We start from the raw sequence: 25,474 nt of genomic DNA, 5'->3' as shown, positions 1-25,474 counted from the left end.
CGCGACTCCCTCAAACTGATGCCCGCTCAAGTCAGAGAATTGAGATAGATCAAAGCGACTTCATGAGTTCCCATGAGGCAATCGCTGCACAGGCCGAGACGCCGGCTTAGGATTATGATCGCAGGCTTCCCTGTGCCCTTGGATAAGGGGGGAAGTGACCGGGCAAAGATACGGGCGAAATGCGCCGCGAGAGTGCGAAGCTATGTCTGCAATTCAAAATGCGAGCTGGAAAAGTGGCGCTGCCGCCTCATACTGCGTCAATGCGAGCGCAGCGACTTGTCCGCCACACTCCGCTCTCGTACCGGACGCAGCGCAAGAGCGCTGCAACTCGTCTGGGACACAAGCGCGTCAACGACCGCGCTTCCGCATCTCCTCGCCATCCACCACCTCCGGCGCCATGGCCTCCCACGCGCTTGAGGCGAATTGCCGCCGCCAGGTCACGATCACCACGGCGGCCGTGGTCACGAACAACACCCAGGGGCTGACGAACCAGCCGAGATAGCCCAGTGCGAAGAAGAAGGCGCGCTGGCCGCGGTTGAAATGGCGGCCGGCGGATTCGAACAGGCGCGAGGTGCGGATCACATGGGCTTCGGCCTCCGGCGTGTCACGCTGCGAGGCCGCAGGCATGCCACCGAACAGGATCGCGACATAGTTGAACAGGCGATACGACCAGGCGAATTTGAAGAAGGCGTAGACGCAGATCAGGACAAGGCCGACGCATTTCAGCTCCCACATGGCCGGCGAGGTGCTGAGATCGATCGGCAGCTTGCTCAAGATCGTGATCGCGTCATTGGTCGCGTGCAGCAGCGCCAGCGCGCCGCCGAGCGCGATCAGGCTGGTGGAGGCGAAGAAGGCGGTGCCGTTCTGCAGCGAGGCCATGATCTGCATATCGACCATGCGCGCGTCGCGGTCGAGTAGCCGGCGCACCCACACCTCGCGGTAGCTGTTCATGCGCGCCGACAGGCTGTCGCGGCCATAGGCCGAATGCTCCAGCGTCAACGCGTAGACCAGCCACTCGATGATGAAGAAGCCGACGGCGGTGATGTCGACCCAATGCCTGCTCATGTCTGTCTCCTGGCGAGGATCGCAACGCTTGCCACGCATGGCGAGGCGCAGCAACGATTGATTGGCGGCAGGCGATGGCGTTAAAAGCGGCTCGCTTCAAGGCGGATCGAGAAGGACTGATGACATGGCTGCGCTGAAACTCGCAATCGGCAACAAGAATTACTCGTCATGGTCGATGCGGCCGTGGCTCGCGCTCCGCGCCAACGACATTCCGTTCGTGGAGACCCTGATCCCGCTCTACACCGACAATCCCGCGGACAAGGAGCAGATCATCTCGTTCAGCCGCGCCGGCAAGGTGCCGGTGCTGGTCGACGGCGACATCACGGTGTGGGATTCGCTCAGCATCATCGAATACATCGCCGAGCGCTACCCGGAAGTGAAGCTGTGGCCGGACGATGCCGCCGCCCGCGCCCATGCCCGTTCGGTGTGCGCCGAGATGCATTCCGGCTTCATGGCCCTTCGCAACGAATGCGGCATGAATCTGCACCGCCCGGAGCGCCCCGTGACGCTGTCGGCGGATGCCGAGGCCAATATCGCGCGGGTGCAGGAGATCTGGCGCGAATGCCGGACCCGGTATGGCGCCAATGGACCGTTCCTGTTCGGGCGCTTCGGCGCGGCGGATGCGATGTATGCCCCGGTCGTGCACCGCTTCCGCACCTACGCGATCGAGGTCACGCCGGAGACCAAGGCCTACATGGACACGATGCTGGCGCTGCCGGCGTTCCAGGAATGGACCCGGGACGGGCTCGCCGAAACGCTCGTCATCGAGAAGTTCGAGAACGTGTAATCCGTGGTTGCGATCGGGCCTCGCTTGGCGCAGCAAGCCGGCGGCGCTCGATCGCCCGAGTGGTCGGCAAGGAGAGGGACCTCACGGCCCGGGAACCGCCCAAGGCGGTGGATCACGCCAGCCCGACGGCCGTTTGCCCCATAGCGCCTGAAGAACCGGTTCCAGCGGTATCATCGGCTGGCGGCATCACTCTGAAATAACTGCAAAATTCGCACGTTTGCCATGTTGCATACTGCTGGCCAAAAACGCCCGCCGCATGCTATACCACGCCCGGGTTTCCGGCCGGCCGACGCAGTGGGACCATGGGCGTGGCAGGCGTTGTTTGAGTGATGGAGAGGGTGTTGAAGCACAAATTCCCTATTGGCGCGCGCGTATTGTTCACCGCCAGCAATGTCGCACGCCCCGCTGCCAGCGGCTCGTATGAGGTCATCCGCCTCCTGCCGACGGATGGTGACGACTGTCAGTACCGGATCAAGAGCTCGACCGAAGCCTTCGAACGCGTCGCCAAGGAAAGCCAGCTCGCGCTGTCCTGAAGGCCGACGCTACCCGCGCATTGGCGCGTTCCCAGGAATTTGTATTCTGCCGCCGTCAAAAGGCCCGCTTCACCTTCAAAAGGGGGCCCGGGGGCAGTTGCCGACTCTCGGTGCTCGCTTTGACCATTCGCTCTCTGCTCGCGTGAGGGGACGTCGCGCATGAACTGGCCATGGGCCTCGTCGCTCGACCAAATCTGGCGCTCGCCGGCCTTTCCAATGTGGATGATGCTGGCGGCTGCCGGCTTCTTCGGACTGATCCTCCTGGTCACGCTGCTGCGCGCCGAGCGATCGGTCGCCAACGGTGCGCTGGCCGTCGTTACGCTGCTCGCCATTGCCATCGCGCTGGCTGCCGTCGTGCGCGTCGATGGACCGGCGGGGCAGACGACGCCGACCGAGGCGCGCGCGCAGGCCGCGATGACCGCGAGCCTGCCGGCGTTGTCCTGTCTCGACGATCTCGCCGGCGATGCCGTGGCCATTGGCTGCGAGAAAGCGCTGTTCGGCGCGCCTGACGTGGCGGCTGCGGCCGTCTCCACCATTGCGGCCAGGATCGACCGGCTGACGGCGCTCGGCGATGCCGCGACCGCCGAGAAGAGCCTGACTCCCGACATCAAGGTGCTGCGCAAGTCGCTGGAGCGTGATCGCTACGGCCTGGTCGCGCAGGTGCTGGTCGCGCGCGACGGCTGCACGCAGTTCGACTGTGCGGCCTTCCGCTCGCTGACCGACCAGCAGCAGGTCGCCGCCAACATGGATTCCCATCTCTACGACACGCTGGTCGCGCGCCACGCGCCGACCTGGAATGCGCCTGCAACGGCGCAATCGTTGCCGGCCACTGCCGCGCTTGCCGGACTGCCGCCGTCGATGCCGACGGGCAAGCCGACCAGTGCGGAGTTCCCGAGTGCCTCGTCGACGCCGCCGGTCAGCATCATGAATCCGGAGCCGCCGACGCGCCAGGCTGCGCCCGCCGCGAACGCAGCGGCTCCGCGCGCCCCGGCAGCGGCCTCGGCACAGGCCGCAGCCCCCGCCGCGAAGAAGCCGCCTGCGCCGAAGGCTGCGCGGGCGCCGGCGGCAGCACCGGTTCCGCTCACGCCGCCGGCCGCGGCTCCCCCGGCTGCGGATAACGAGTAGATCGGCATTCCAAATGCGTGGCTGCCCGGCTAATGCTGGGGGCATGCCACTACATCTGATCAAGCTCGCCGTCGGCTGCGAATCCGTCAAGGAATTGAAGGAGTGGACCGCCGAACGGATGCAGACCGCCAAGAAGAAGGGTCTGCCGCAACATCACATCCACATCACCCGCATGGTGCCCAAGCGGGACGCCGAGATCCTGTCGGGCGGGTCGCTCTATTGGGTGATCAAGGGCGAGGTCGCCGCGCGCGAAAAGATCATCGGCATCGAGCCGTTCCGCGACAAGGACGGCATCGGACGCTGCCGGATCGTGATGCAGCCGAAGGTAATCCCGGTGTCGCCGCGGCCGATGCGCCCGTTCCAGGGCTGGCGCTATCTCGCCGACGATTCGGTGCCGCCCGATCTCGGCAAGTCCGCCGCCGGCTCGATCGCGGCGATGCCGGAGCCGATGCGGCGCGAGCTGCGCGATCTCGGGCTGTTGTAGTCCGCTCCTCCCAAGGCGTCACTGCGAAGGCGTCACGATGTGCAGCCGCGCCCAGTCGGACGGCGGTATGACGACGGGGCGCCCGCCTTCGCCGATGCCATCCACGATGTCGACGAGATCGGGCGCAATGCCCATCTCGTTCAGATATTTCCGGTGTTGCTCGCCAAAATACTCCGTGAGGCTCTCGCGCTGCTCGGCCGGGATGTTGGGCGCGAGCCGGTTACGGACGGAGCGGCTGCCCAGCACAACCTTCGTGCCCGGCGGCAGGCTGCGATGCACGCCGCCCGCCAGCGCGAGCACGCAGGCAAAATCGCAAATCAGATTCGACACTGACAATCTTGCATCGAGCGGTCCGCCCGGACGCTTCAGCGCAAAGCATTCGGCGTCCGGCTTCCCGGCGCAGGCTGTGACCTCGGTCGTCCCGGCCGTGGCGTCGAGGCCGCGGTCGCGCAGGATGCGCCCGAGGCTGCTTGCGACCTTGAGATTGGATACGCCCCAGCTATGGATCACGACAGGAAGCTTGCGCCCGGCCTGACGGTCGAGGATCGCGATCAGCCGCTTGTAGCTGTCCCACTGCACAGCCCCTTCGGCGGCAATCCAGTCCGAACACCCCGGCCCGCAGGCATCGGCCGGGCCATGGGCGACGTAGAAGATCATGGCGTCGGGCGGCGAGCCGAAGGCACCGATCGGCGGACGCTGTTGTGCCTGTACGGCGCCTGCTGCAACAAGCGCCAGCACACCGCTCACGATCCTCGCGCTGATGGACGACATGCCCCGCCAGTCGGCTCGCTTCATCGCGCCGATCATCCATCCGGGCGAGCAAAGGTGCAAGATCAACCTTGGCGGTTACACCGCGATATTGTCGATCAGCCGCGTCGCTCCGAGCTTGGCCGCGACCAGGATGCGCAACGGGCCGTCCTTGCGCGAGGTGACAGGCGCTAGGGTCGCTGCATGGCGCACCTCGAAATAGTCGAGCTCGAAGCCGGCCGCCGTGATCATCGCGGCACCGCGCGCCATTGCGGCCGCGACCGCTTCGCCGGCGCGGATGCGCCCGGCGCTCTCCTTCATGGCGCGGTACAGCGTCGTTGCTGTCTGCCGCTCCTGTGGTGACAAATAGACGTTGCGCGAGGACATCGCGAGCCCGTCGCGCTCGCGCACGGTGCGGGAACCGATCACCTTGACCCCGAGGTCGAGGTCGCGGGCCATCTGCGCCACCACCCGCAACTGCTGAAAATCCTTCTCGCCGAAGATCGCGACATCCGGCCGGCACTGCGTGAACAGCTTGCCGACGACGGTGGCGACGCCGCCGAAGAAATGCGGGCGGAAGCGGTCCTCGAGGCCGGCCAGCGCCGGTCCCTCCGGCACGATGCGGGTGGCAAAGCCCTCCGGATACATGGCCTCGGCGCCGGGATGCCAGACGATATCGACGTCCTCGGCGGCGAGCTTGGCGAGATCGGCCTTCCAGGTTCGCGGATAGGCGCCAAAATCCTCGGTCGGAGCGAACTGGGTCGGGTTGACGAAGATCGACACCACGACGCGGCTCGCGCGTCGCCTGGCCAGGCGCACCAGCGACACATGGCCGTCATGGAGCGCTCCCATGGTCGGGACCAGCGCGATCGTGGCCTTTCGCTTGCGAAGATTGTCGACGGCGCGTCGCAGGGTGGGGATCGTGCGGGCGATCAAGGGGCTGCGTGACATCAGAGCTCGACGGGGTTGGGAATCGGCGGGCGCGTCCCGGCGCCCGGCGGGCTAACCTTAACAAGCGGCGACCATGGACGCCACGCATCCGGATGCGGCACAGCACCCGCGCAAAGCCGCGCAAGAGGTCGCGACATTGTGGGCTGGATCACAGACGCGAAGCGGCGCGGCGATTCATGATGAAGGACGGCGCACCGCGATTTGTATTGCCTGTCACGCATTTCACTTGACCGCAGACGCGGCCAACTCGAAGATATTCGTTAGGGGTGTTGAGGATCGCGATGCTTGTGCAAGCTAGCCAAGGCCAGTCCGGCTCGGCGCATGTTGTCGTGCTCGGCAATGAGAAGGGCGGCTCCGGCAAGTCGACGACCGCCCTGCACATCGCAGTCGCGCTTCTGAAAGCCGGCCAGCGTGTCGCCACCATCGACCTCGATTGCCGTCAGCAGAGCTTTACTCACTACATCAACAACCGTTCCGCCTGGGCGCGCCGCACCAAGCTCGACCTCGAACTGCCGCTGCATCGCTGCATCAAGCTCGGCGAGACCATGCAGGTCGCCGAGAACGAGAATTCGGAGTTCCTTCAGTTCATGGAGGCGGTCTCGGCGGTCGAGAGCAGCTTTGACTTCATCGTCATCGATACGCCCGGCACCGACAGCTATTTGATGCGGCTTGCGCACTCGATGGCCGACACGCTGGTGACCCCGATCAACGACAGCTTTCTCGATTTCGATGTGCTCGGCACCGTCGACCCCGCAAATTACGCGGTGACGGGCGAGAGCCACTACGCCGAGATGGTGCGGGATGTCAGGCGCAAGCGCCGCCAGCTCGACGGCGCGACCACCGACTGGATCGTGGTGCGCAACCGCCTGTCGATGCTCGGCTCCCGCAACAAGCAGCTGGTTGCCGATGGGTTGAAGGATTTGTCGCTGCGGCTCGGCTTCCGCTACGTCGACGGCTTCGCCGAACGCGTCGTCTATCGCGAGTTCTTCCCGCGCGGCCTGACCGCGCTGGACGAGATCGACGAGGCCACACTCGGCATGCGGCCCAATCTCGGCCATCTCACCGCGCGGGAGGAGGTGACGAGCCTGCTCCGCCAGCTCAAGCTTCCGCTCGACGAACGCGGACGCCGCCGCGCGGCCAACCGCGCCGAGTGGTTCAACCAGGTCGACAAGCCGCTCGAGGTCCATGACATCCTCGGCGCCTGAGGCAGCGGTATAGCGCTACTTCCAGTCGATCAAAGCGGCCGGTTCCCGTGGGAACCGAGCCCGCGATCAACCGTTTTCACCCCGCGTTTACTGCAAAATTGAACCCGATCGAGACAGGTTGCGTCGGAAGGTGACGTGCACCCTGACGTAGCCGTATGAGAGCGAGGTGCCCAACAAACGTGTGCGCCGCACAATGAAAGGGCTGATGGTTCACAATATTTAGCCTTCCTGTCACGCGGCTGTGACATATATTAGGGAATAGGCGACCAGGGGCCGAAGAGCTCCGGAAGAACACGATTTTCAACAGGGATTCAGGCCGCAAGAGCCTGAGGCTGAGGACGAAAATGAAGCGTGGAATTGCCGTTCTGGTTTCGGTCAGTGCCCTCTGTGGCGTCGCCTATTTCACGGCGAGCAAGTGGGCAATCAGGCACGAGACCATCACCTTCTACGATGCCTCGCGCGACAACCGTGCGGTGCCCGTCGATATCGCGATCCGTCGTGACAAGGAAATGCAGGCCAATGCCGGCATGATCACGATGCCGGTCGCCGTGATCAACCACGGCAACACCGTCAAGAACACCGAGTACGGCTTCCTCGCCAACATTTTCGCTGCGCGCGGCTACCTCGTCGTCAGCCCGCAGCATGATTTGCCGACCGATCCTCCGATGGTGACCAAGCCCGGCGAGATCTATGTCGGCCGGCTGCCGCAGATCCTGCGCGGCGTGGCCAACATCCATCTCGCCATGCAGGAGATGAGGAAGGTTCAGCCCAACGCCGACTACGACAAGGTGACGATGGTCGGCCACTCCATGGGCGGCGACATCACGATGTATTTCGCCAAGCAGTATCCGGATGAGGTCAAGAAGGTCGTCACGCTCGACAATCTTCGCGTGCCCTTCGTCACCGCCGGCAAGTTCAAGATCCTGTCGTTCCGCTCCACCGATCCGCAGTTCAAGGCCGATGCGGGCGTGATCCCGACCGACGAGGAATGCGAGAAGGCCGGCATCCAGGTCGTGAAGACCGAATTCCAGCACAACGACATGCGCGACACCGGTCCGGACGCTGCCAAGAACTCGATCCAGGGCATGCTCGACAAGTTCCTGAGCGCGACCGACAGCGAAGTGGCACCGGTCGACACGCAATCGTCCCCGCCCAAGATTCTCGAGCCCGGGCCGGTCGCGTTGATGGCGCCTGCCAAGAGCTGACGCCGTCCTCGTCGTCGATACCGATTTTCAAAGCCTCCGCCGGCTTCCACCTGCGGGGGCTTTGCACATTGACCGGGCCGCATGCGCTGGCCACATTAGCCGCTCACGCAGGGTCAACGGATGTCGGGCGAACCTATCAAACCGCGCGGCCGCGATGCCGTCTCGGCGCAACCAGGCGGCGCTGTGCCGCAGGCGGGGACCTCGACCTCGGAGGACATCGCAGCCTTCGTAGCAAACGCGCGCGCGCTGTCACCGCAGGCGCCCGGTGCGAAAGGGCGGCTGATCTTCGCGCTGGATGCGACGATGAGCCGGCAGCCGACCTGGGACATGGCCTGCGCGCTTCAGGCCGACATGTTCCGTGAGACCGCCGCGCTCGGCAGTCTCGACATCCGGCTCGTCTACTATCGCGGCTTCAACGAGTGCCGCGCCACGGGATGGATCTCCGACAGCGCCAGGCTTGCGACGCTGATGGGCAAGATCGATTGCCGTGGCGGCGACACCCAGATTGGCAAGGTGCTGAGCGAGGCGCGGCGCGAGGCTGTCGCATCCGGCGTGCGCGCCGTTGTCTTCGTCGGCGACGCCATGGAGGAGAACGTCGACGAGCTCTGCGCCAAGGCCGGCGAGCTCGGCATGCTCAAGGTGCCTGTGTTCGTATTTCAGGAAGGCCATGACGCGGTGGCCGAGCAGGCCTTTCGCGAGATCGCGCGCCTGACCGGCGGCGCCTGGTGCCGGTTCGATCCGGGCGCGGCGGCGCAGTTGCGCGAGCTTTTGCGCGCAGCCGCCGCCTACGCGGCCGGCGGACGCGAGGCGCTGTTGCAATTGGCGAAGACCGCCAGTGGCGCGGCCAGGCTGATCGGCCAGATGAAGTAGCGCTGCAGCGGTCGGCGGGGGCGCACGGACACGATGCTTTTTGGCGATAGGCCGACTATATTCCGGCCATGACCCTGATTGCCGGTGCTATCGCTGTTATCACCCTTTATCTGCTGCTCCAGATGTTCCGTTCGGCCAATCCGGCCGTGTTGGCACGCGCGATCAGGTTCGGTGGCGGCGTGGTCGCGCTGGCTGTCGCGGCGTTCACGGGATTGAAGGGCGAACTGGTGGTGGCGATCCCGCTCGGGATATTCGGCGCCGGGCTCCTGGGCTGGACACCGATGGCAAACGCCGGCTTCGGCAATATCGGCGGGCTGTTCGGCGGGGCCGCGACGCGCCCGGCTGGACAGGCCTCGCGCGTGCGCTCGCAATTCCTTGACATGCGGCTCGATCACGATTCCGGCCAGCTCGGAGGCCGGATCGTCGCCGGGCCTCACGCCGGGCGCGATCTCGATGACTTCGATCTCGCGGCCCTGCTGGCAATGATCCCGGCGTTCGACGCCGAGAGCGTGGCCCTACTTGAAAGCTATCTGGACCGCCGGTTTCCCGCTTGGCGTCAGAACGCGCAGGGCGACGCGGCAGGGGGGCAGCGCCGCACGGTGGCGACCGGCAAAATGACGACGGAGGAGGCCTATCAGATCCTTGGCCTGCAGCCGGGGGCGGGGCGTGACGACATCAGCCGGGCTCACAAGTCCCTGATGAAGAAACTGCATCCCGACCAGGGGGGCTCGACGTATCTCGCTGCCCGGGTAAACGAGGCCAAGGATACTCTGCTTCGCACGCATAACGGCTAACTCCGGCACCACGCTACAAACGCTCGTCCCGTGTGAGCCCCGCTTGCTCTGTTTGCCGTCGCCCCGATGCCCGCCATTGTCGGCGTGGTCGATCCCTTGCGTAAAGTTTTAACCGTAAATCCTTGACGAGAGGTTGTCGTGGAACAGCCTCGTCGGTCACCGCGTCCCGAAAATGAAAATGCCCGCGCAAGGCGCGGGCATTTGATTGGAACGGCGCGAAAAGATCAGTTGCGGACGGTCATGCAGGAGATATCGGCGCGCTTCAGGGTGCGGCAGACGGCTTCCGCCTGGTCGCGGTCGAGCCCGGCGAAGCGGGCGCGGTAGAGCTTGCGATTGTCTTTCGCGACGACCGGCTCGGTGAACGGATCGGCCTTGCTGAGCAGGCCGCGAGCCGAGCTGCGCGCCGCGTCGATGCGCTGCTGGGCTTCGTTCTCGCTCTCGAGCGCGCCGACCTGGACGATCCAGCCGCTGTGGGTGACGACCGGCTTCGTGGTGGCGCTCATCTGGACCGGCTGCAGCGCCGGGTCGGCTGACGCAAGCTTCGTAGCAGCCGGGGCGGGCGCGGCGGCAGTGGCGGCCGGCAATACGCCGAGGATGCCATTGCCGGTGCCGAAGCCCGCCGGCTGACGCGGCAGCTCGGTACGGGCGATCTCGGCCTTCGGCGCCTCCGGTTGGCTGGCGACCTCGGGCTTGTTGATGAGGTCTGCCCGGGCCACGACGGCGCCGGAGGTTTCGGCGACGTCGGAGCGCGACGCGATCGTGCTCGTGACCTGCGGTGCGATCTGAGCCGGGGCGGCGGAGGCGACCTTCACGGTGCCGGCCTTGACCTGCACGGTCTTGACCCGGACCGGCTTCATCGGCTCGGACGAGCCGGGGATGATCGAGAGGGGCTGGCTCGAGATCACGCCATTGGTGAGCGGCGCAGGCTCGATCTTGGATTCAATCGACCGAACTTCAGGCTTGTTGGTTTCGGATCTGGGCTGAGCCGGCGGCACCGCGGCAGTCGCAGCCGCAAGCGTCGACAGGCGCGCGGCGAGACGCGACGGGGCTGCTTCGGGACCAGGGGCAGCCTGAACCTGCGGAGCGGAGCGGGCCGGGGTATCCGACGCATCGGCGACTTCGGCAGCGGCGTCGGAGCCGTTGCGCTCGGTGACCGCGGCGACGGTGTGGGTGGTCGCGGCCTTGTCGAGGTTCTCCGCGAGCAGGTTGCGCATGATGGCGTCGCGCGAGCCGCCGCTGCGGCCGCCCAGCACCACGCCGATCAGGTGGCGGTTGCCGCGGCGCATCGAGGTCACGAGATTGAAGCCGGAGGCGCGAGTGTAGCCGGTCTTGATGCCGTCCACGCCCTCGACATTCCCTAGCAGATGATTGTGGTTCCGGATCGACTGTCCGCGCCAGTTGAACGTCGAGGTCGCGAAATAGCGATAGTAGCGCGGGAAGCGCTCCTGGATGGCGCGGCCGAGCGTGGCCTGGTCGCGCGCGGTCGTGACCTGCTCGTCGTTGGGAAGACCGTTGGCGTTGCGGTAAACCGTCCTGGACATGCCGAGCGAACGCGCCTTGCGCGTCATCATCTGGGCGAAGTCGTCCTCGTCGCCGCCAATCGCTTCCGCGATCACAACGGCTGCGTCGTTGGCGGAGCGGGTGACGAGACCCTTGATCGCGTCCTCGACGCGAATGGTCTGGCCGGCACGCAGGTTCAGCTTGGTCGGATCCTGATCGGCGGCGTGCTGCGACACCGGCATCTCGGTGTCGAGCTTCATCTTCCCTGACTCGAGGCGCTCGAACAGCAGATAGAGCGTCATGATCTTGGTCAGCGAGGCCGGATGGCGAATCCCGTCGGGACTCGTGGCCTGAAGCACGGAGCCGGAATTGCCGTCGACGATGATCGACGCGAATTTCGGGCTGGAACTCTCGGACACATCGCGCTGCACGCGGTGGTGCGCGTACTGACGCCGGTGGCGCCGCGCCTCGGCAGCATCTGTGGTGAAGATGACTGCACTGGTGACCGCAAGAAGCCCCAAAACGCCAACCCGCGCAAAGCGCGAGGAAGACAAGTTTTTACGAAGCATGAAACCCCGTCCCCGTTTCTGACTTGATCACCGGCTCGTGAGGCGAAATTGTGCCCAAGGGACCCGGGATCATTACCTGCTCAGGCTGTCCTCCGCAGGTGTTGGCCGCGGGGGACGTTGGGCCTGAGCCGCTGTTCTGGCTAAGGTGATGTTCTCCAACGGCTTTCGGCCGCTTGTGGAAGTTGAACACGTCCAGGGAATCAAGGTAGGGCGCTGCGGTTTCCAAAAGCTTAAGGAACCCTTGCGGGAAAACCCGGGAATCTCGGTAAATTCGCGTGCATTTTTGTGCGACGCACAAAATTGTTGACTTTTTTGTGCGTTGCACTAATTGTGAGCAGAGTCAGGGAGCCGGGGCTTCCCGACGAGAGCTAGGGAAAAGGATTCCGAATGTTCAAGGTTGAAGACTTTCAAGGCTACGGGAAAGAGCACTTCGAGCAGTACGTCGCCTCCGCGACCTCGATGCAGCACGGCCTTCAGGCGATCGCCAGCGCCTATGGCGACTACACCAAGAAGTCGTTCGAAGACACCAAGTCCTTCGTCGAGAAGCTTTCCGGCGTGAAGTCGCTGGACAAGGCCGTCGAAGCGCAGACCGAATTCGCCCGTTCCGCCTACGAGTCCTTCGTCGCGGAATCGCAGAAGATCGCCGGCCTTTACGGCGACCTCGCCAAGCAGGCCTTCAAGCCGGTCGAGGCCATCGTGTCGAAGTTCACTCCGGCCGCCAGCTAACGTTTCCTGACGTCCTGGAATCAAAAGCCCGGCTGAAGCAGCCGGGCTTTTTTGTTTGTCGTGGCGTGTCGATCTCAGCGCGCTACGCGCAGCTTGGACAACGACGTGCCGATGTCCTTGAACACTGTGACGGTCTGATCTGCCTTCGTCACCAGGTAGAACTTGTCGGTGCCGCTCGCGCAATATTGCAGCACGCTGGACGTCGGATCGCTGCCGGTGTTCACCTGCACCGTATAGATCGTGATGTTCGCCGCCTTGGCGTTGTCGCACAGCTTCTTCTGCCGCGCGTCGATTTGCCAGGCGTTGCTGTACCAGCGGTTCTGCGTGTTGAGACCGTCGGAGAGCAGCACGATCGCATCCTTGTAGGTGTAGTTGGGGTCCTTGGCCGGCGCGTTCATGGGATCGCCAGCCGACAGCGTCATCCAGCCCCAGGCGAGGCCAATGCCCTGGTTGGTGTTGCCGGTGGGCTTCATGGCGTCGATCCGGCTCTTGAGCAAGCTCCAGTCGTAGCTCAGCGGCATGATTGGCTGCAGATAGGACGAACTGCCGGGGTCGCAGTAGGAGTACTGTTCCGCCGGGAACTGCGTTCCCGCGTTGCCGCTCGTGGGCATCGTGTTCTTCGTGTCGTAGTCCTGGTCGCGGTCGACCACACATCCCGTCCATGTGTTGTGGTTGGCGGACCTAGTGGCGCGGGCCGCATCCCAATCGCTGAAATCGACCCAGTACTTGCTGAAGTTGCTGGCGCCGACGTTGACGTCCTTGGCAAACGGAACAATCGAGATGTAGACGTCGCCATTGGTCTTGGCGAGTGGGCTGAGCTGGTCGACCAGGCTCTTCGCAGCGGTCTGCATCGCCGCCATCTTGCCGTCGTCGGCCATCGACCCCGTGTTGTCGAGCACCAAGGCCACGCGCATGCGCACCAGGCCCCAGGCGCTGGTGGAATTGGCGCCGACGTCGAGTGTCGGGAAACCTGCGACCTTCATGAAGGTGGTCGTGTAGGTGCCGGTGCCGGTGACCTGGATGGTGGAGCCCATGCTGGTGCTTGCGGTGTAAGTGGCCGCGATGCTGACCGACGGCAGGGCATTGGTCGCGGTGAACAGGGCGTTGAAATAAGCCTGCGCCTTGATGCCGATCTGCGACGTCGTGATGGTGCCGGACGACAGATCCTTGGAGACCATCAGCGAGGTCGAATCGAGGGCCGCCTGCATTGCGGAACGAGCCTGGGCCGCGCGGCTGTAATCGATTGCAGCTCCGACGAAGCCTAGAACCGGGAGCAGCGCGATGGCGAAGATCACGGCGATATTGCCTTGTTCGGCCGCAGCAAACCGGGCGAGGTGTCGACCAATACGGCTGGCGAATGGCAGGCGAGACATGACGATTCCCGGAAATCTGTGACTTTGCCCGTTTTCGCGCCACGCCGTTGAACGCAGGGTAAATCGGTCCGTAGAAAACCGGAGATAGCCCGCGCGAAACCGCCGCAGCCGCGTTACCGGCCGGGTTCCTGGTCAACATCTTCTAAACGGGCGGGGCGGAAGCTTTTGTCAAATCAGTCCGGATTGATTAACCTTGGCAAGGATCGCCCGGACCGGGAATCGGGACCGCCATGGCCGCCTCGGCCGAGCTGTCGCACGCTTGCGGCGAGCCGGGGGCAGGCCCATATTCGGTGAGGCCGATCCGGCTTGGACCGGACCGGCTGGAAGCGGCGATCCAACAAGGCGGTGCGCCTGTGCGAAGCTCCGAAAGCCGGGGCCGCGCGGCGAACCACCATACGTTTCCGTGGGGAATTTGAACGCCTGAGCCATGCCGCAACTGTCTTCCAGACCAGACCCGTCCGCGGCCGCCGCCGCCCACGCTGCCCTGATGAGCAACGACGAGAACCGTTCCGGCGGTCCTTCCGCGCCAAACACGTCCGTCATCACCAAGGTCAAGCCGAAGACCAAACGGCCGAACCTGTACCGTGTGTTGATCCTGAACGACGATTACACGCCGATGGAATTCGTCGTTCATGTGCTGGAGAAATTCTTCCAGAAGGACGCCGAGGCTGCAACCAAGATCATGCTGCACGTTCATCATCACGGGATCGGGGAATGCGGCGTGTTCACCTACGAGATCGCCGAGACCAAGGTGACGCAGGTGATGGATTTCGCTCGCAAGCACCAGCATCCGCTGCAATGCGTGATGGAAAAGAAGTAAGACTCGACACGTTACGGCGCGTTCGAAACCGGCTTGTGCATGCCGCAGTGTGATTGCCGCGTGATGTCTGCGCGCGATGTTCGTTGCAGACGGCAAAACTACGGAATTTCGGACCGAGGCCGATCGTACCCAAACCGGAACGGGTTTTGCATCGAAAAATACCTCAGCTGTGCAGCCGCCTGAGTCGCGGAACCGGTCTTTCGCCGCGATCTTGTATAACTATATGTGACAAAGGTTGTTGTTGCCTGACCGGGCGATGGCGATCATGATGGTGGGGGCCATAGAGGACGCGAATGCCGACTTTTTCCCAAAGCCTTGAACAATCCCTGCATCGTGCACTGGCGATCGCAAACGAGCGTCATCACCAATACGCGACGCTCGAGCATCTTTTGCTCTCCCTGATCGACGACTCCGATGCAGCCGCCGTCATGCGCGCCTGTAGCGTCGACCTCGACAAGCTCCGTACGAGCCTCGTCAATTATCTTGAGACCGAATTCGAGAACCTGGTGACGGACGGCGCCGACGACGCCAAGCCGACCGCAGGCTTCCAGCGCGTGATCCAGCGCGCGGTGATCCACGTGCAGTCGTCCGGTCGGGAAGAGGTGACCGGCGCCAACGTGCTGATCGCGATCTTTGCCGAGCGTGAGAGTCATGCCGCGTATTTCCTGCAGGAGCAGGACATGACGCGCTACGACGCCGTCAACTATATCAGCCACGGCATCGCGAAGCGACCGGGCGTCTCCGAGGCGCGGCCGGTGCGCGGCGTCGACGAGGAGACGGAGACCAAGGGCAGCGAGGACGCCAAGAAGAAGGGCGAGGCGCTCGAGACCTATTGCGTCAACCTCAACAAGAAGGCGCGCGACGGCAAGATCGATCCGGTGATCGGACGCAATTCCGAGATCAACCGCGCGATCCAGGTGCTGTGCCGCCGGCAGAAGAACAATCCGCTGTTCGTGGGCGAGGCCGGCGTCGGCAAGACCGCGATCGCGGAGGGCCTGGCCAAGCGCATCGTCGACAGCGAGGTGCCGGAGGTGCTGGCTGCTGCAACCGTGTTCTCGCTCGACATGGGCACGCTGCTCGCCGGTACGCGCTATCGCGGCGACTTCGAGGAACGCCTGAAGCAGGTGCTGAAGGAGCTCGAGGCGCATCCCAACGCCATCCTGTTCATCGACGAGATCCACACCGTGATCGGTGCGGGCGCGACCTCGGGCGGGGCGATGGATGCCTCGAACCTGCTCAAGCCCGCGCTCGCTTCCGGCACCATCCGCTGCATGGGCTCGACCACCTACAAGGAATACCGGCAGCACTTCGAGAAGGACCGCGCGCTGGTGCGGCGCTTCCAGAAGATCGACGTCAACGAGCCGACGGTCGAGGACGCGATCGCGATCCTCAAGGGCCTCAAGCCGTACTTCGAAGACTATCACCGGCTGAAATACACCAATGAGGCGATCGAGGCTGCGGTGCAGCTCTCTTCGCGCTACATCCACGACCGCAAGCTGCCGGATAAGGCGATCGACGTGATCGACGAATCCGGCGCGGCGCAGATGCTGGTCGCCGAGAACAAGCGCAAGAAGACCATCGGCATCAAGGAGATCGAGACCACGATCGCCTCGATGGCGCGGATCCCGCCGAAGAGCGTGTCGAAGGACGATGCCGAGGTGCTCAAGCATCTCGAGCAGACCCTGAAGCGCACCGTGTTCGGTCAGGACAAGGCAATCGAGTCGCTCGCCGCTTCGATCAAGCTGGCGCGTGCCGGCCTGCGCGAGCCGGAGAAGCCGATCGGCTGCTATCTGTTCTCGGGTCCGACCGGCGTCGGCAAGACCGAGGTCGCGAAACAGCTCGCGGCGTCGCTCGGCGTCGAGCTGTTGCGCTTCGACATGTCCGAATACATGGAGCGGCACACCGTGTCGCGCCTGATCGGCGCGCCTCCCGGCTATGTCGGCTTCGATCAGGGCGGCCTGCTCACCGACGGCGTCGACCAGCATCCGCATTGCGTGGTGCTGCTGGACGAGATCGAGAAGGCGCATCCCGATCTCTACAACGTGCTGCTCCAGATCATGGATCACGGCCGGCTCACCGACCACAACGGCAAGCAGGTCAACTTCCGCAACGTGATCCTGATCATGACCACGAATGCGGGCGCGTCCGATCTCGCCAAGCAGGCGTTCGGCTTCACGCGCTCGAAGCGGGAAGGCGACGACCACGAGGCGATCAACCGGCAGTTCGCGCCGGAATTCCGCAACCGTCTCGATGCCGTCGTGTCGTTCGGCCATCTCAGCGTCGAGGTGATCGGTACGGTGGTCGAGAAGTTCGTGCTTCAGCTCGAAGCGCAACTCGGCGATCGCGATGTCACCATCGAACTGTCCGACCCCGCCAAGACCTGGCTGGTGAAGCATGGTTACGACGAGCAGATGGGCGCACGTCCGATGGCTCGCGTGATCCAGGAGCACATCAAGAAGCCGTTGGCCGACGAGGTGCTGTTCGGCAAGCTCAAGGGCGGCGGCCATGTCCGCGTCGTTCTGGTCAAGGACGAGGCCGACGAGACCAAGGACAAGATCGGCTTCGAGTTCGTCGAGGGTCCGGTCACGCCGAAGCAGGAGAAGCTCCCCGGAGCCCGCAAGCGCCCGCCGGGCAAGTCCAAACCCGGCGGCCCCGGCGGCTCGAAGGGGCCGACCAAGAGCCCGCTGGTCAAGGCTTGATCCGCACGCGATGAATTGAAAAGGCCGGCTGAAAAGCCGGCCTTTCTTATTGGCAGCCAAATATAAGCAAGAAGATCCGACATGACCAACATGCCTTCTGCAAACTCATCGTCAGCTTCCTCGATCCCCGCCGACGATCCCGCACGCGCCTTGACGGTCGCCGATCCCGACGGCGCTGACGTGCCGCATATCTCTGTGGCCGGCGGCACCTACACGGTCCTGGTGTCAGGCGCGCAGACCGCAGGACGCTATTGCCTGGTCGACATGCTGGTGCCTGCCGGCGGCGGGCCCCCGCCGCACCGCCACGATTTCGAGGAAATGTTCACGCTGCTCGAAGGCGAACTTGAATTCACCTTTCGCGGCAAGTCCCACACCGTAAGTGCGGGGTCGACCGTCAACGTTCCGGCCAACGCGCCGCACGCGTTCAAGAACGTGTCCGGCAAGACGGCCCGTATGCTCTGCATGTGCACGCCAGCGGGACAGGACGAATTCTTCCTGGCGGTTGGCTTTCCCGTCGAAGGCCGCACGTCGCCACCGCCGAAGCCGACTCCGGAAGAGACGGCCGAGAAAGGCAGGCTGATCGCAGCACTGCTGCCGAAATATCGCACCGAGATGGTGAAGATGTGAGGAGGGGCGGAGGCAGCCGAAATCGGCCTTCCCAAATGGTCGCGCGCTATTCGCCGCGCAGGCGCTGGTCGTCCTGTACGCGAACATGCTCGGCGCCGCGCGCTCCTGCGGGCGACAGCCGCAACATGCTCAGCGCCGCGCCGCAGAGCGCAAAGCCGACGCCGGTCAGCAACGCGATTCTGGTTCCCTCGATCGGATAGCGGCCGAGGAACAGCGCGACCAGCGCTGCGCCGGTGGTCTGCCCAAGCAGCCGCGCCGTCCCCAGCATGCCGCTGGCGCCGCCGGCACGCTCGCGCGGGGCGGCTGCGATCATGGTCCGGTTATTGGGGGTCTGGAACAGGCCGAAGCCGGCGCCGGCCAGCGCCATTCGCCAGATCACGTCGAGTGGCGTCGGCGCCGCCGGCAGCAAGGCGAGCGCAGCGAGGCCGCAGGCGAACAGCGTGAGGCCGATGCCGCCGAGCAGGCCGGCCGGATAATGCTCGACCAGGCGGCCGGCGAGGGGGGCTGCGAACGCCACCGCGATCGGCCACGGCGTGATCAAGAGGCCCATATGCACCGCCGAATAGCCGAAGCGGCTCTGGAGGTAGAAGGGGATCGCAACGAAGGCCAGCATCTGCCCGCAGAACGAGGCGATCGAAGTTGCAATCGACAGCGCGAACACCGGGATGCGCAACAGGTCGATCGGCAGCAGCGGCGAGGCCATGTGGGTCTCGCGGTAAATCAGCAGCGCGCCGGCGACGAGCGCGACGGCGAACTGCACGAGGCAGGTGATCGCCGCTTCGCCATGACCGACACTATCGACGGCCGCGATGCCGACGCCGAAAGTGATCGCGGACAGCCCCGCGCTCTGCCAGTCGAAGGAATGGCTCGCAGGCCTGGTGTGCGGCAGGCTGCGCAGGCCCAGCACCAGTGTCACCACGCCGAGCGGAACGTTGATGGCGAACAGCCAGGGCCAGCTGCCGAACGCGAGGATGCCGGCGGCCAGCGTCGGACCGACCGCGGCCGAGAAGGCGACGACGAGGGCATTGAGCCCGATGCCGCGGCCGAGCTGGCTGCGGGGGTAAGTGAAACGCACCAGCGCTGCGTTGACGCTCATGATGCCGGCCGCGCCGAACCCCTGCACGATGCGTGCAATCGTGAGCAGCGGCAGCGTGTGCGCCAGCGCGCAGAATGCGGAGGCAAGCGTGAACAGCACCAGCCCGACCAGATAGACGCGGCGATAACCGACGATCTCGCCGAGCGAAGCCAGCGGCAGCAGCGAGATCGTGATCGCGAGCTGGTAGCCATTGACGATCCAGATCGAGAACGCCGGGCTCGCGTCGAGGTCGGCCGCGATCGTCGGGAGCGCGACGTTGGCGATGGCGCTGTCGACCACTGCCATGATGATGCCGAGCGCAATGGTCAGGACCGCCTGGCCCCGCTGCGGCTGCGGCAGGCCGTCGGCGTGCTCCATGAGGGCTGGCGACATAATGGCGGCGTGCTTGATTCGAGCCGTGGTTCGTCTCCGGATTAGGAAATTGCGAGATGCATCGCAACCCGGCAGGATACGGACGGTTCCTGCGCCGGGCGCGGGTCTCCTGGCACCGCGGGCATGGGTCGGGACGGCATTCGCGGGGCTCACCAGCGCGAGGTCGACTTCCCAAACACATAGAGCGCGACGAGCCCAATCGTCACCGCGGTCGAGACGATCAGGATGGTGCGGTCCCAATCGATTCCGCTCCGCTCGGCGCGGTTGAGATTGAGAGCGGTGAACAGGGCCTTCATGGCAAATCGGCGCATCGGGCTGCCTCGCGGGTGCGCACGATGCCACTGTCGGTGCGGGCCGGCTTGATGCAGCTCAAGCCGGACTGCGCCGCGCGCGGTCGCTACACCGGCGGCGGATTGCGATCGGTGAAGGCCGTGCGCTGGTGCCAGTAAGGATAGGGCAGTGTCACCTTGCTCGCCGCATCGAGCTTTGCGATCTGGTCCTTGGTCAACGACCAGCCGACCGCGCCGAGATTTTCGCGCAGCTGCGTCTCGTTGCGCGCGCCGATGATCAGTGTCGAGACGGTCGGACGCTGCAGCAGCCAGTTCAGCGCGATCTGCGAGACGCTCTTGCCCGTTTCCCTGGCGACCTCGTCGATCGCATCGACGACGCGATAGACGTGCTCGTCCGGCACGGGTGGGCCGAACTCGGCCGTCTTGGGCAGGCGGCTGACGTCAGGCTTTGGCTGGCCGCGGCGGATCTTTCCGGTGAGGCGTCCCCATCCGAGCGGCGACCAGACCACCGCGCCGAGGCCCTGGTCGAGGCCGAGCGGCATCAGCTCCCATTCGTAGTCGCGCCCGATCAGTGAATAATAGGTCTGGTTGGCGACGTAGCGGGGGAAGCCATGCTTGTCGGCAACGCCAAGCGATTTCATCAGGTGCCAGCCCGAAAAATTCGACACGCCGACGTAGCGGATCTTGCCGGCGCGCACGAGCACATCGAGAGTGCTAAGCACCTCTTCGGGCGGGGTGAAGGCGTCGAAGCCGTGGAGCTGGAACAGGTCGATGTAATCGGTGCCGAGCCGGCTCAGCGAAGCATCGATGGCCGCGAGCAGATGCTGGCGCGACGACCCGATGTCGTTGGGGCCGTCGCCTAAGCGGAACGTCGCCTTGGTCGAGACCAAAACCTTGTCGCGGCGGCCCTTGATGGCCTCGCCGAGAACGCGCTCGGATTCGCCGAGCGAATAGACGTTCGCGGTATCGAACATCGACACGCCGGCATCAAGGCAGATATCCAGAAGGCGCCGCGCTTCGGTCGCATCAGTGGTGCCCCACGCAGCGAGGCGGCCAACGCCGCCGAAGGTGCCGGTCCCAAGACTCAAGGCGGGCACCATGAGGCCCGAGCGGCCCAAGCGTCGGTATTCCATCAATATGCTCCTTGGCTGGCCGCTGATTGATCCCCGCAGCCCCTGTGCCGGATGGTAGAGCAAGCACGCGCCGTGTCCTATTGCGTGCTCACATAGCGGCTCTGCTGGGGCCGCACGCGTTACGCCACGATTGTCCCTTTCAAATTCGCAGCCGTGATCTTCGCGCGCAGCCAGGCTTCGAACGCGTCGACATGGCTGCGGCCTTTGGCCTCGGAGGACCGCACGAGATAATAAGACACGGTCTCGACCTCGAATTGGGGCTGATGGAACGGCGCGACTAAGGTGCCCTTTTCCAGCTCGTCGGCGGCGAGGATCTCGCTCTCCAGGACGACGCCGAGACCTTCGACAGCGGCGTCGATGGCCATGGTGGACCGATCGAACCACAATTCGTGGTGTGCCTTGATCGTCGTGCCGACGACCTTTCGCAGATAGTCGGTCCAGGTCAGCGCGTTCGACGAATGAATCAACGTGGCGCGGGCAAGATCGCCGGGCTCGTGAAGTCCGAGTTGCTCGATCAGAAGCGGGCTACAGAGCGGACGCAGACGCTCAGCCAGGAGCGGCTCGATCTGCCGGTCGTTGAGGACGGGCGGGCGTCCATAGGCGATGGCGAGATCGAAGCGAATGGTATCGAGGTCACGCAAGTCGGCGATAGTTGACAGCCTGATCCCGATCTCCGGATGCTCGCCGATGAAATTCCCGATCCGCGGCTGAAGCCATTTGGCTGCAAAGCTCGGGCCGCTCGCGATGAACAGATGATTGCGCTGCGACTGCGGCGCGACCAGCCGCGTCGCGCCCATGATCATTCCGAAGGCGCGCTCGATCTCGGCGGCATAGACGCGGCCGGCATTGGTGAGCACCGCGCGGCCGGCGTGCCGCGAAAAAACACGAACGCCGAGGAAATCCTCCAACTTCTGGATGTGGTGGCTGATCGCGGAGGGCGTAACCCCGAGCTCCTCTGCGGCGCGGCTGAAGCTGCCGTGGCGCGAAGCGGCTTCGAATGCCGACAGCGCCTTGAGCGGCGGCATTCTCGACCGCGGTGTTGACTCCACCTCATCGGCTGCTGAGTTTTTTGAACTGGCGCCCATCATGTCTGCCCGGTACGAATTTATCTGTTGCTCAGGCAATTCTTGTACCGCAAACGCCCTGAAGCAACAGCTTCGTGCCCCAAAAGACCGACCCGACAACGGCGAGTGCATCGCCACACCGCACGGCTGTGCGGCGGATGCCGCTTGCCCGAGGAGAACCCATGACTTCAGCGCTGAAACAGGCCGCCGACGAATTCCTCGTCCGCTATGGCGGAGACGTGTTTCCGAACCTCTTCACCTCGGCGAAGGGGACGATCGTGACCGACAGCGACGGGCGCGACTATCTCGATTTCACCTCGGGCCAGATGTGCGCCACCATCGGCCACAACCATCCGGCTATCGTCGCGGCGGTGGAGAGTGCGGGGAAGAAGGCCTTCCATCTCTTCAGCGGGATGATCCCCGAAGTGGTCGCCGAGCTCGCCCAGGTGCTGGCGAGGGATTGGCTGCCCGGCAATCTCAAGCGCTCGATCTTCATCAATACCGGCTCGGAAGCGACCGAAGTCGCGCTCCGGATGGCCAAGATGTACACCGGCGGCTACGAGGTGCTCGTTCTCGGCGGCTCGTGGCACGGCATCACCGGCGGAGCCGCCTCGGTCTCGATGGCGAGCGACCGCAAGGGATATGGCGTGCCGCCGCCCGGCGTGTTCGTCATCCCGGAGCCGAACGCCTACCGGCCCTACATCGCAAAGGGCAGCGAGGACGAGTCTGCGCTCGCCAATCTCGAACTCGCCCTGAAGATGTTCGACATGCAGTCGAGCGGGAGGGGTGCTGCGATCATCGCGGAGCCCGTGATCAGCGCCGGCGGCGTGCTGGTGCCGCCGAAGGCGTTCATGGAGGCCCTGCGAAAGGCGGCCGATGAGCGCGGCATGCTGCTGATCTTCGACGAGGCCCAGACTGCTTTCGGGCGTATCGGAAAGAAGACCGGATCCGAATATTTCGGGGTCGTTCCGGATATCATGACCATGTCGAAGACGCTCGGCGGTGGGCTTCCGCTTGCGGCGGTGTCGACCACCGAGGCGATCGAGAGCAAGCTCCACGAGGATCACTTTACTTATTACACCAGCCACGTCTCCGATCCCTTGCTTGCCGAGGTCGGGCTCGCGGTGCTGCGCGTGATCACTGAGGAGAAACTTGTCGCACGCGCCAACGAGATGGGTGCCTACCTGCGAGGCCGGTTCGAAGGGCTCCAGCAGAAATACGAGCAGATCGGCGACATCAGAGGCATGGGCCTTCTGCTTGGCGTCGAGCTGGTCAGTGATCGCAACAGCCGACGCCCAGCCCACCAGCTTGGCGGCCTCACCACGAAGAAGTGCTTCGAGTACGGGCTGAGCATGAACATCCGCCGCCGCCCCGAGCGCGGATCGGTGTGGCGTATCGCGCCGCCGTTGACCGTCTCGACCGAGGAGATCGACCGCGCCATTGAGATCCTTGATCGGGCTTTGAGGGAAAGTCTCGATGAGCTGTCGCGAAATCCCACTGCTTAGCAACTGGTTGGAGGCTGACATGATCCGCGTACACGCGCCGAAGCTCGCCATTGCCGCCGCATCACTTGCGCTGCTCGAGATGGGGGCCGCGCAAGCGGCGAGTCAGACTTTGGAAAAGATCAGGGAGGTCGGCAAGATCACCTTCGGCTACCGCGAGGCGTCGATTCCGTTCGCCTATCTCGGCGCAGATCAGAAACCGACCGGGCTCTCGCTCGACCTCTGTGCCGCAGTGGCCGACAAGGTCAAGGTCATGTTGCAGCGGCTTGAGCTGGAGGTCGAATATGTTCCGGTGAATGCGTCCAATCGCATCCCGCTGCTCCAGAACAGTACCATCGACGTCGAGTGCGGCAGCACGACCAATACGGCCGAACGGCAAAAACAGGTGGCGTTCTCCGTTGCGACCTATGTGGCATCGCCGCGCTGGCTGGTATCGGCCTCGTCGCAGCTGATGGAGCCGAAAGGACTTGACGGGCAGACGGTCGTCATCACGCAGGGCTCGCTGAATTTCGGGGTCGCCAAGAAGCTCCTCGATGATCAGAAGCTGAATGTGACGATCGTGCAGGCCAAGGACCACGCCGAGTCGCTCCTCGTGCTGGGAACGGGTCGCGCCGCGGCGTGGTTCGAGGACGATATCCTGGTTGCCGGTCTCGTCGCGAACGCCTCCGATCCCAGGGCTTTCCGGATGTTGGCGGCCACCTATGCGCCTTCTTACTATGGGCTAGTGACCCGCAGGGAAGATCCCGAGTTCAAGGCCGTCGTCGATGCCGTGATCAAGGAGAAGATGGTGTCCGGTGAATTCGGGAGGCTCTACGCGAAGTGGTTCGAGTCGCCGATTCCGCCGAAAGGGCAGAACCTCCAGCTTCCGATGAGCGAAGCGATGAAGGCCCGCGTCGTATCTCCCAGCGATGCGCTTGTGCCGTAGGCGAAGCTCTCGGCAGACCTTGCGTCAATGCCGCGACTGGCTCTGCCTGAAGTCGCGCGGTGACATCCCGAAATGCTCGCGGAAGACGCGGCCGAAATGCGAGAGGTCGTTGAAGCCCCAGGCGAAGGCGATCTCGCTGATGTGGCGGTGCGCAAGCACGGGGGAGGCGAGGTCGCGCTTGCATTGAGCGAGGCGCTCACTGAGGACGTAGCGCTGGAACGAGGTGTCCTCGTCGGCGAGGAGATCGTTGACATAGCGGGACGAGATGCCGAGCGCCGCTGCGGTCTCGGACAGCGAGAGATCGGGATCGGCAAGATGAGCCCGGATATGCGCCTTCAGCCGGTAGAGCAGGGCAGAGCGATGGGTCGAGCGCGGCAGCGGCGTCTTGCCTAGCCGCTCGCCCAGCGCCATCGCCAGGACATCGACGGCCTGTTCCGACAGAGCGGCGGCGTGGTGTGGATCGATCTGATCCGCGTTCTGGCAGAGCCGGTAGATGAAATCGTAGGCGATCCGCTGCAGCGGTGAGTCCGGTCCGAAAGCGCTGGCGGTAAGGGTTTCGGTCGCGCCGAGCCGGCGCTGCAGCATCTCGCGCGGCACCTTGAAGATGGTCTGCGTGAACATGCCGTCGAATTTCAGCTCGTAGGGACGGGTGGTATCATAGAGCGCAAATTCTCCCGGATGCACCACGGCCTCGCGGCCGTCCTGCACCACGGCGCCGGTGCCGTGATTGCCGAGCGCGATCAGGATGAAATCCTGATCCGAGCGCGCGATGCGCGAGGGCGTGCGCAACACGTGCTGACGGTCGGAGCAGACCTCGGAGCATTCCGCCTTGCCTAATGGCGCCCGGGTGACCGAGCCGCGAAAGGCGCTGCCAAGATCTGACCTGCAGTCGAGCCCGACGAAGACGTCGCAGACGATATCCTGCCAGAGCGCAAGCCGGCGGTGGCCTGGGCTGTCGTCCGTGGTGAACTGGATTGGCATCTGCAGAGCCTCCCTTTCACATCCCGCAACA

At 64.4% G+C, this 25,474-nt stretch carries 24 protein-coding genes; 14 read left to right on the top strand and 10 right to left on the bottom strand.

The features are described 5' to 3' along the window. Positions 1 to 348: 348 nt before the first annotated feature. Positions 349 to 1,065 (bottom strand): DUF599 domain-containing protein, encoded by a 717-nt coding sequence (locus tag AC0L20_RS35210; RefSeq protein WP_473295011.1) that lies wholly within the window; start codon positions 1,063 to 1,065, stop codon positions 349 to 351. Positions 1,066 to 1,189: 124 nt separating this feature from the next. Between AC0L20_RS35210 and AC0L20_RS35205 the strand changes: the two genes are divergently transcribed. From AC0L20_RS35205 to AC0L20_RS35190, 4 genes are all read left to right on the top strand, one after another. Then, the gene (locus tag AC0L20_RS35205; protein ID WP_473295010.1) at positions 1,190 to 1,852 is read left to right on the top strand and encodes a glutathione S-transferase family protein; all 663 of its coding nucleotides are present in this window, start codon (positions 1,190 to 1,192) and stop codon (positions 1,850 to 1,852) included. Between the two features lie 329 nt (positions 1,853 to 2,181). Continuing rightward, a complete protein-coding gene (locus tag AC0L20_RS35200; protein WP_007611353.1) occupies positions 2,182 to 2,385 on the top strand; it encodes a hypothetical protein in 204 nt (67 codons plus the stop codon). Between the two features lie 159 nt (positions 2,386 to 2,544). Next, a complete protein-coding gene (locus AC0L20_RS35195; protein ID WP_473295009.1) occupies positions 2,545 to 3,510 on the top strand; it encodes a hypothetical protein in 966 nt (321 codons plus the stop codon). Between the two features lie 43 nt (positions 3,511 to 3,553). Then, positions 3,554 to 3,994, top strand: coding sequence for a DUF1489 family protein (locus AC0L20_RS35190; RefSeq protein WP_007603229.1), 441 nt, complete (start codon positions 3,554 to 3,556; stop codon positions 3,992 to 3,994). A gap of 18 nt (positions 3,995 to 4,012) precedes the next feature. Here AC0L20_RS35190 and AC0L20_RS35185 read toward each other — a convergent pair whose 3' ends face one another. Both AC0L20_RS35185 and panC read right to left on the bottom strand, forming a co-directional pair. Then, the gene (locus AC0L20_RS35185) at positions 4,013 to 4,765 is read right to left on the bottom strand and encodes a hypothetical protein (RefSeq protein ID WP_473295030.1); all 753 of its coding nucleotides are present in this window, start codon (positions 4,763 to 4,765) and stop codon (positions 4,013 to 4,015) included. A gap of 75 nt (positions 4,766 to 4,840) precedes the next feature. Beyond that, positions 4,841 to 5,692: a pantoate--beta-alanine ligase gene (gene panC / locus AC0L20_RS35180; RefSeq protein WP_473295008.1), complete on the bottom strand. Its 852-nt coding sequence runs from the start codon at positions 5,690 to 5,692 to the stop codon at positions 4,841 to 4,843. A 281-nt stretch (positions 5,693 to 5,973) separates the two neighbouring features. Between panC and AC0L20_RS35175 the strand changes: the two genes are divergently transcribed. The 4 genes from AC0L20_RS35175 (at position 5,974) to AC0L20_RS35160 (ending at position 9,766) form a co-directional block, all read left to right on the top strand. Further along, positions 5,974 to 6,897, top strand: coding sequence for a division plane positioning ATPase MipZ (locus AC0L20_RS35175; RefSeq protein WP_018455186.1), 924 nt, complete (start codon positions 5,974 to 5,976; stop codon positions 6,895 to 6,897). 344 nt (positions 6,898 to 7,241) lie between these two features. Beyond that, positions 7,242 to 8,102: an alpha/beta fold hydrolase gene (locus AC0L20_RS35170; protein WP_247462698.1), complete on the top strand. Its 861-nt coding sequence runs from the start codon at positions 7,242 to 7,244 to the stop codon at positions 8,100 to 8,102. A gap of 120 nt (positions 8,103 to 8,222) precedes the next feature. Further along, on the top strand, positions 8,223 to 8,972 hold the full coding sequence (locus AC0L20_RS35165) for a vWA domain-containing protein (protein WP_473295007.1): 750 nt from the start codon (positions 8,223 to 8,225) through the stop codon (positions 8,970 to 8,972). Between the two features lie 68 nt (positions 8,973 to 9,040). Next, positions 9,041 to 9,766 (top strand): DnaJ domain-containing protein, encoded by a 726-nt coding sequence (locus AC0L20_RS35160; protein WP_473295006.1) that lies wholly within the window; start codon positions 9,041 to 9,043, stop codon positions 9,764 to 9,766. Between the two features lie 224 nt (positions 9,767 to 9,990). On the opposite strand, the gene AC0L20_RS35155 is transcribed toward AC0L20_RS35160, so the two are convergent. Then, positions 9,991 to 11,835, bottom strand: a complete 1,845-nt coding sequence (locus tag AC0L20_RS35155) for a serine hydrolase (protein ID WP_473295005.1) — start codon at positions 11,833 to 11,835, stop codon at positions 9,991 to 9,993. A 387-nt stretch (positions 11,836 to 12,222) separates the two neighbouring features. On the opposite strand from AC0L20_RS35155, the gene AC0L20_RS35150 reads away from it, so the two are divergent. Continuing rightward, positions 12,223 to 12,561 carry a phasin family protein gene (locus tag AC0L20_RS35150; RefSeq protein ID WP_473295004.1) on the top strand — a complete coding sequence of 113 codons (339 nt, stop codon included), beginning with the start codon at positions 12,223 to 12,225 and terminating at the stop codon, positions 12,559 to 12,561. Positions 12,562 to 12,635: 74 nt separating this feature from the next. Here AC0L20_RS35150 and AC0L20_RS35145 read toward each other — a convergent pair whose 3' ends face one another. After that, positions 12,636 to 13,934 (bottom strand): vWA domain-containing protein, encoded by a 1,299-nt coding sequence (locus AC0L20_RS35145; RefSeq protein ID WP_473295003.1) that lies wholly within the window; start codon positions 13,932 to 13,934, stop codon positions 12,636 to 12,638. Positions 13,935 to 14,421: 487 nt separating this feature from the next. Between AC0L20_RS35145 and clpS the strand changes: the two genes are divergently transcribed. The 3 genes from clpS (at position 14,422) to AC0L20_RS35130 (ending at position 18,080) form a co-directional block, all read left to right on the top strand. After that, a complete protein-coding gene (clpS, locus tag AC0L20_RS35140; RefSeq protein WP_018455182.1) occupies positions 14,422 to 14,754 on the top strand; it encodes an ATP-dependent Clp protease adapter ClpS in 333 nt (110 codons plus the stop codon). A 293-nt stretch (positions 14,755 to 15,047) separates the two neighbouring features. Then, complete coding sequence (gene clpA, locus AC0L20_RS35135; RefSeq protein ID WP_018455181.1) at positions 15,048 to 17,453, top strand: ATP-dependent Clp protease ATP-binding subunit ClpA; 2,406 nt, start codon at positions 15,048 to 15,050, stop codon at positions 17,451 to 17,453. An 81-nt stretch (positions 17,454 to 17,534) separates the two neighbouring features. Further along, positions 17,535 to 18,080 (top strand): cupin domain-containing protein, encoded by a 546-nt coding sequence (locus tag AC0L20_RS35130; protein ID WP_473295002.1) that lies wholly within the window; start codon positions 17,535 to 17,537, stop codon positions 18,078 to 18,080. Between the two features lie 46 nt (positions 18,081 to 18,126). Here AC0L20_RS35130 and AC0L20_RS35125 read toward each other — a convergent pair whose 3' ends face one another. From AC0L20_RS35125 to AC0L20_RS35110, 4 genes are all read right to left on the bottom strand, one after another. Next, complete coding sequence (locus AC0L20_RS35125; protein ID WP_473295001.1) at positions 18,127 to 19,548, bottom strand: MFS transporter; 1,422 nt, start codon at positions 19,546 to 19,548, stop codon at positions 18,127 to 18,129. Positions 19,549 to 19,697: 149 nt separating this feature from the next. Then, positions 19,698 to 19,859, bottom strand: a complete 162-nt coding sequence (locus AC0L20_RS35120) for a hypothetical protein (protein WP_456769562.1) — start codon at positions 19,857 to 19,859, stop codon at positions 19,698 to 19,700. An 86-nt stretch (positions 19,860 to 19,945) separates the two neighbouring features. Then, a complete protein-coding gene (locus tag AC0L20_RS35115) occupies positions 19,946 to 20,971 on the bottom strand; it encodes an aldo/keto reductase (protein WP_473295000.1) in 1,026 nt (341 codons plus the stop codon). A 119-nt stretch (positions 20,972 to 21,090) separates the two neighbouring features. Then, positions 21,091 to 21,996, bottom strand: coding sequence for a LysR substrate-binding domain-containing protein (locus AC0L20_RS35110; protein ID WP_473294999.1), 906 nt, complete (start codon positions 21,994 to 21,996; stop codon positions 21,091 to 21,093). A gap of 221 nt (positions 21,997 to 22,217) precedes the next feature. Here AC0L20_RS35110 and AC0L20_RS35105 point away from each other — a divergent pair, with 221 nt between their 5' ends. Both AC0L20_RS35105 and AC0L20_RS35100 read left to right on the top strand, forming a co-directional pair. Next, entirely contained in the window at positions 22,218 to 23,540 is a 1,323-nt protein-coding gene (locus tag AC0L20_RS35105) for an aspartate aminotransferase family protein (protein WP_473294998.1), read from the top strand. A gap of 19 nt (positions 23,541 to 23,559) precedes the next feature. Then, complete coding sequence (locus AC0L20_RS35100) at positions 23,560 to 24,462, top strand: amino acid ABC transporter substrate-binding protein (protein WP_473294997.1); 903 nt, start codon at positions 23,560 to 23,562, stop codon at positions 24,460 to 24,462. Between the two features lie 24 nt (positions 24,463 to 24,486). On the opposite strand, the gene AC0L20_RS35095 is transcribed toward AC0L20_RS35100, so the two are convergent. Then, complete coding sequence (locus AC0L20_RS35095; protein WP_473294996.1) at positions 24,487 to 25,443, bottom strand: AraC-like ligand-binding domain-containing protein; 957 nt, start codon at positions 25,441 to 25,443, stop codon at positions 24,487 to 24,489. Positions 25,444 to 25,474 lie beyond the last annotated feature (31 nt).

The sequence above is a fragment of the Bradyrhizobium sp. Kon58 genome, assembly GCF_055807455.1.
Note: the sequence above shows the minus strand (reverse complement) of the source record. Positions and strands in the feature narration are given on the sequence as shown.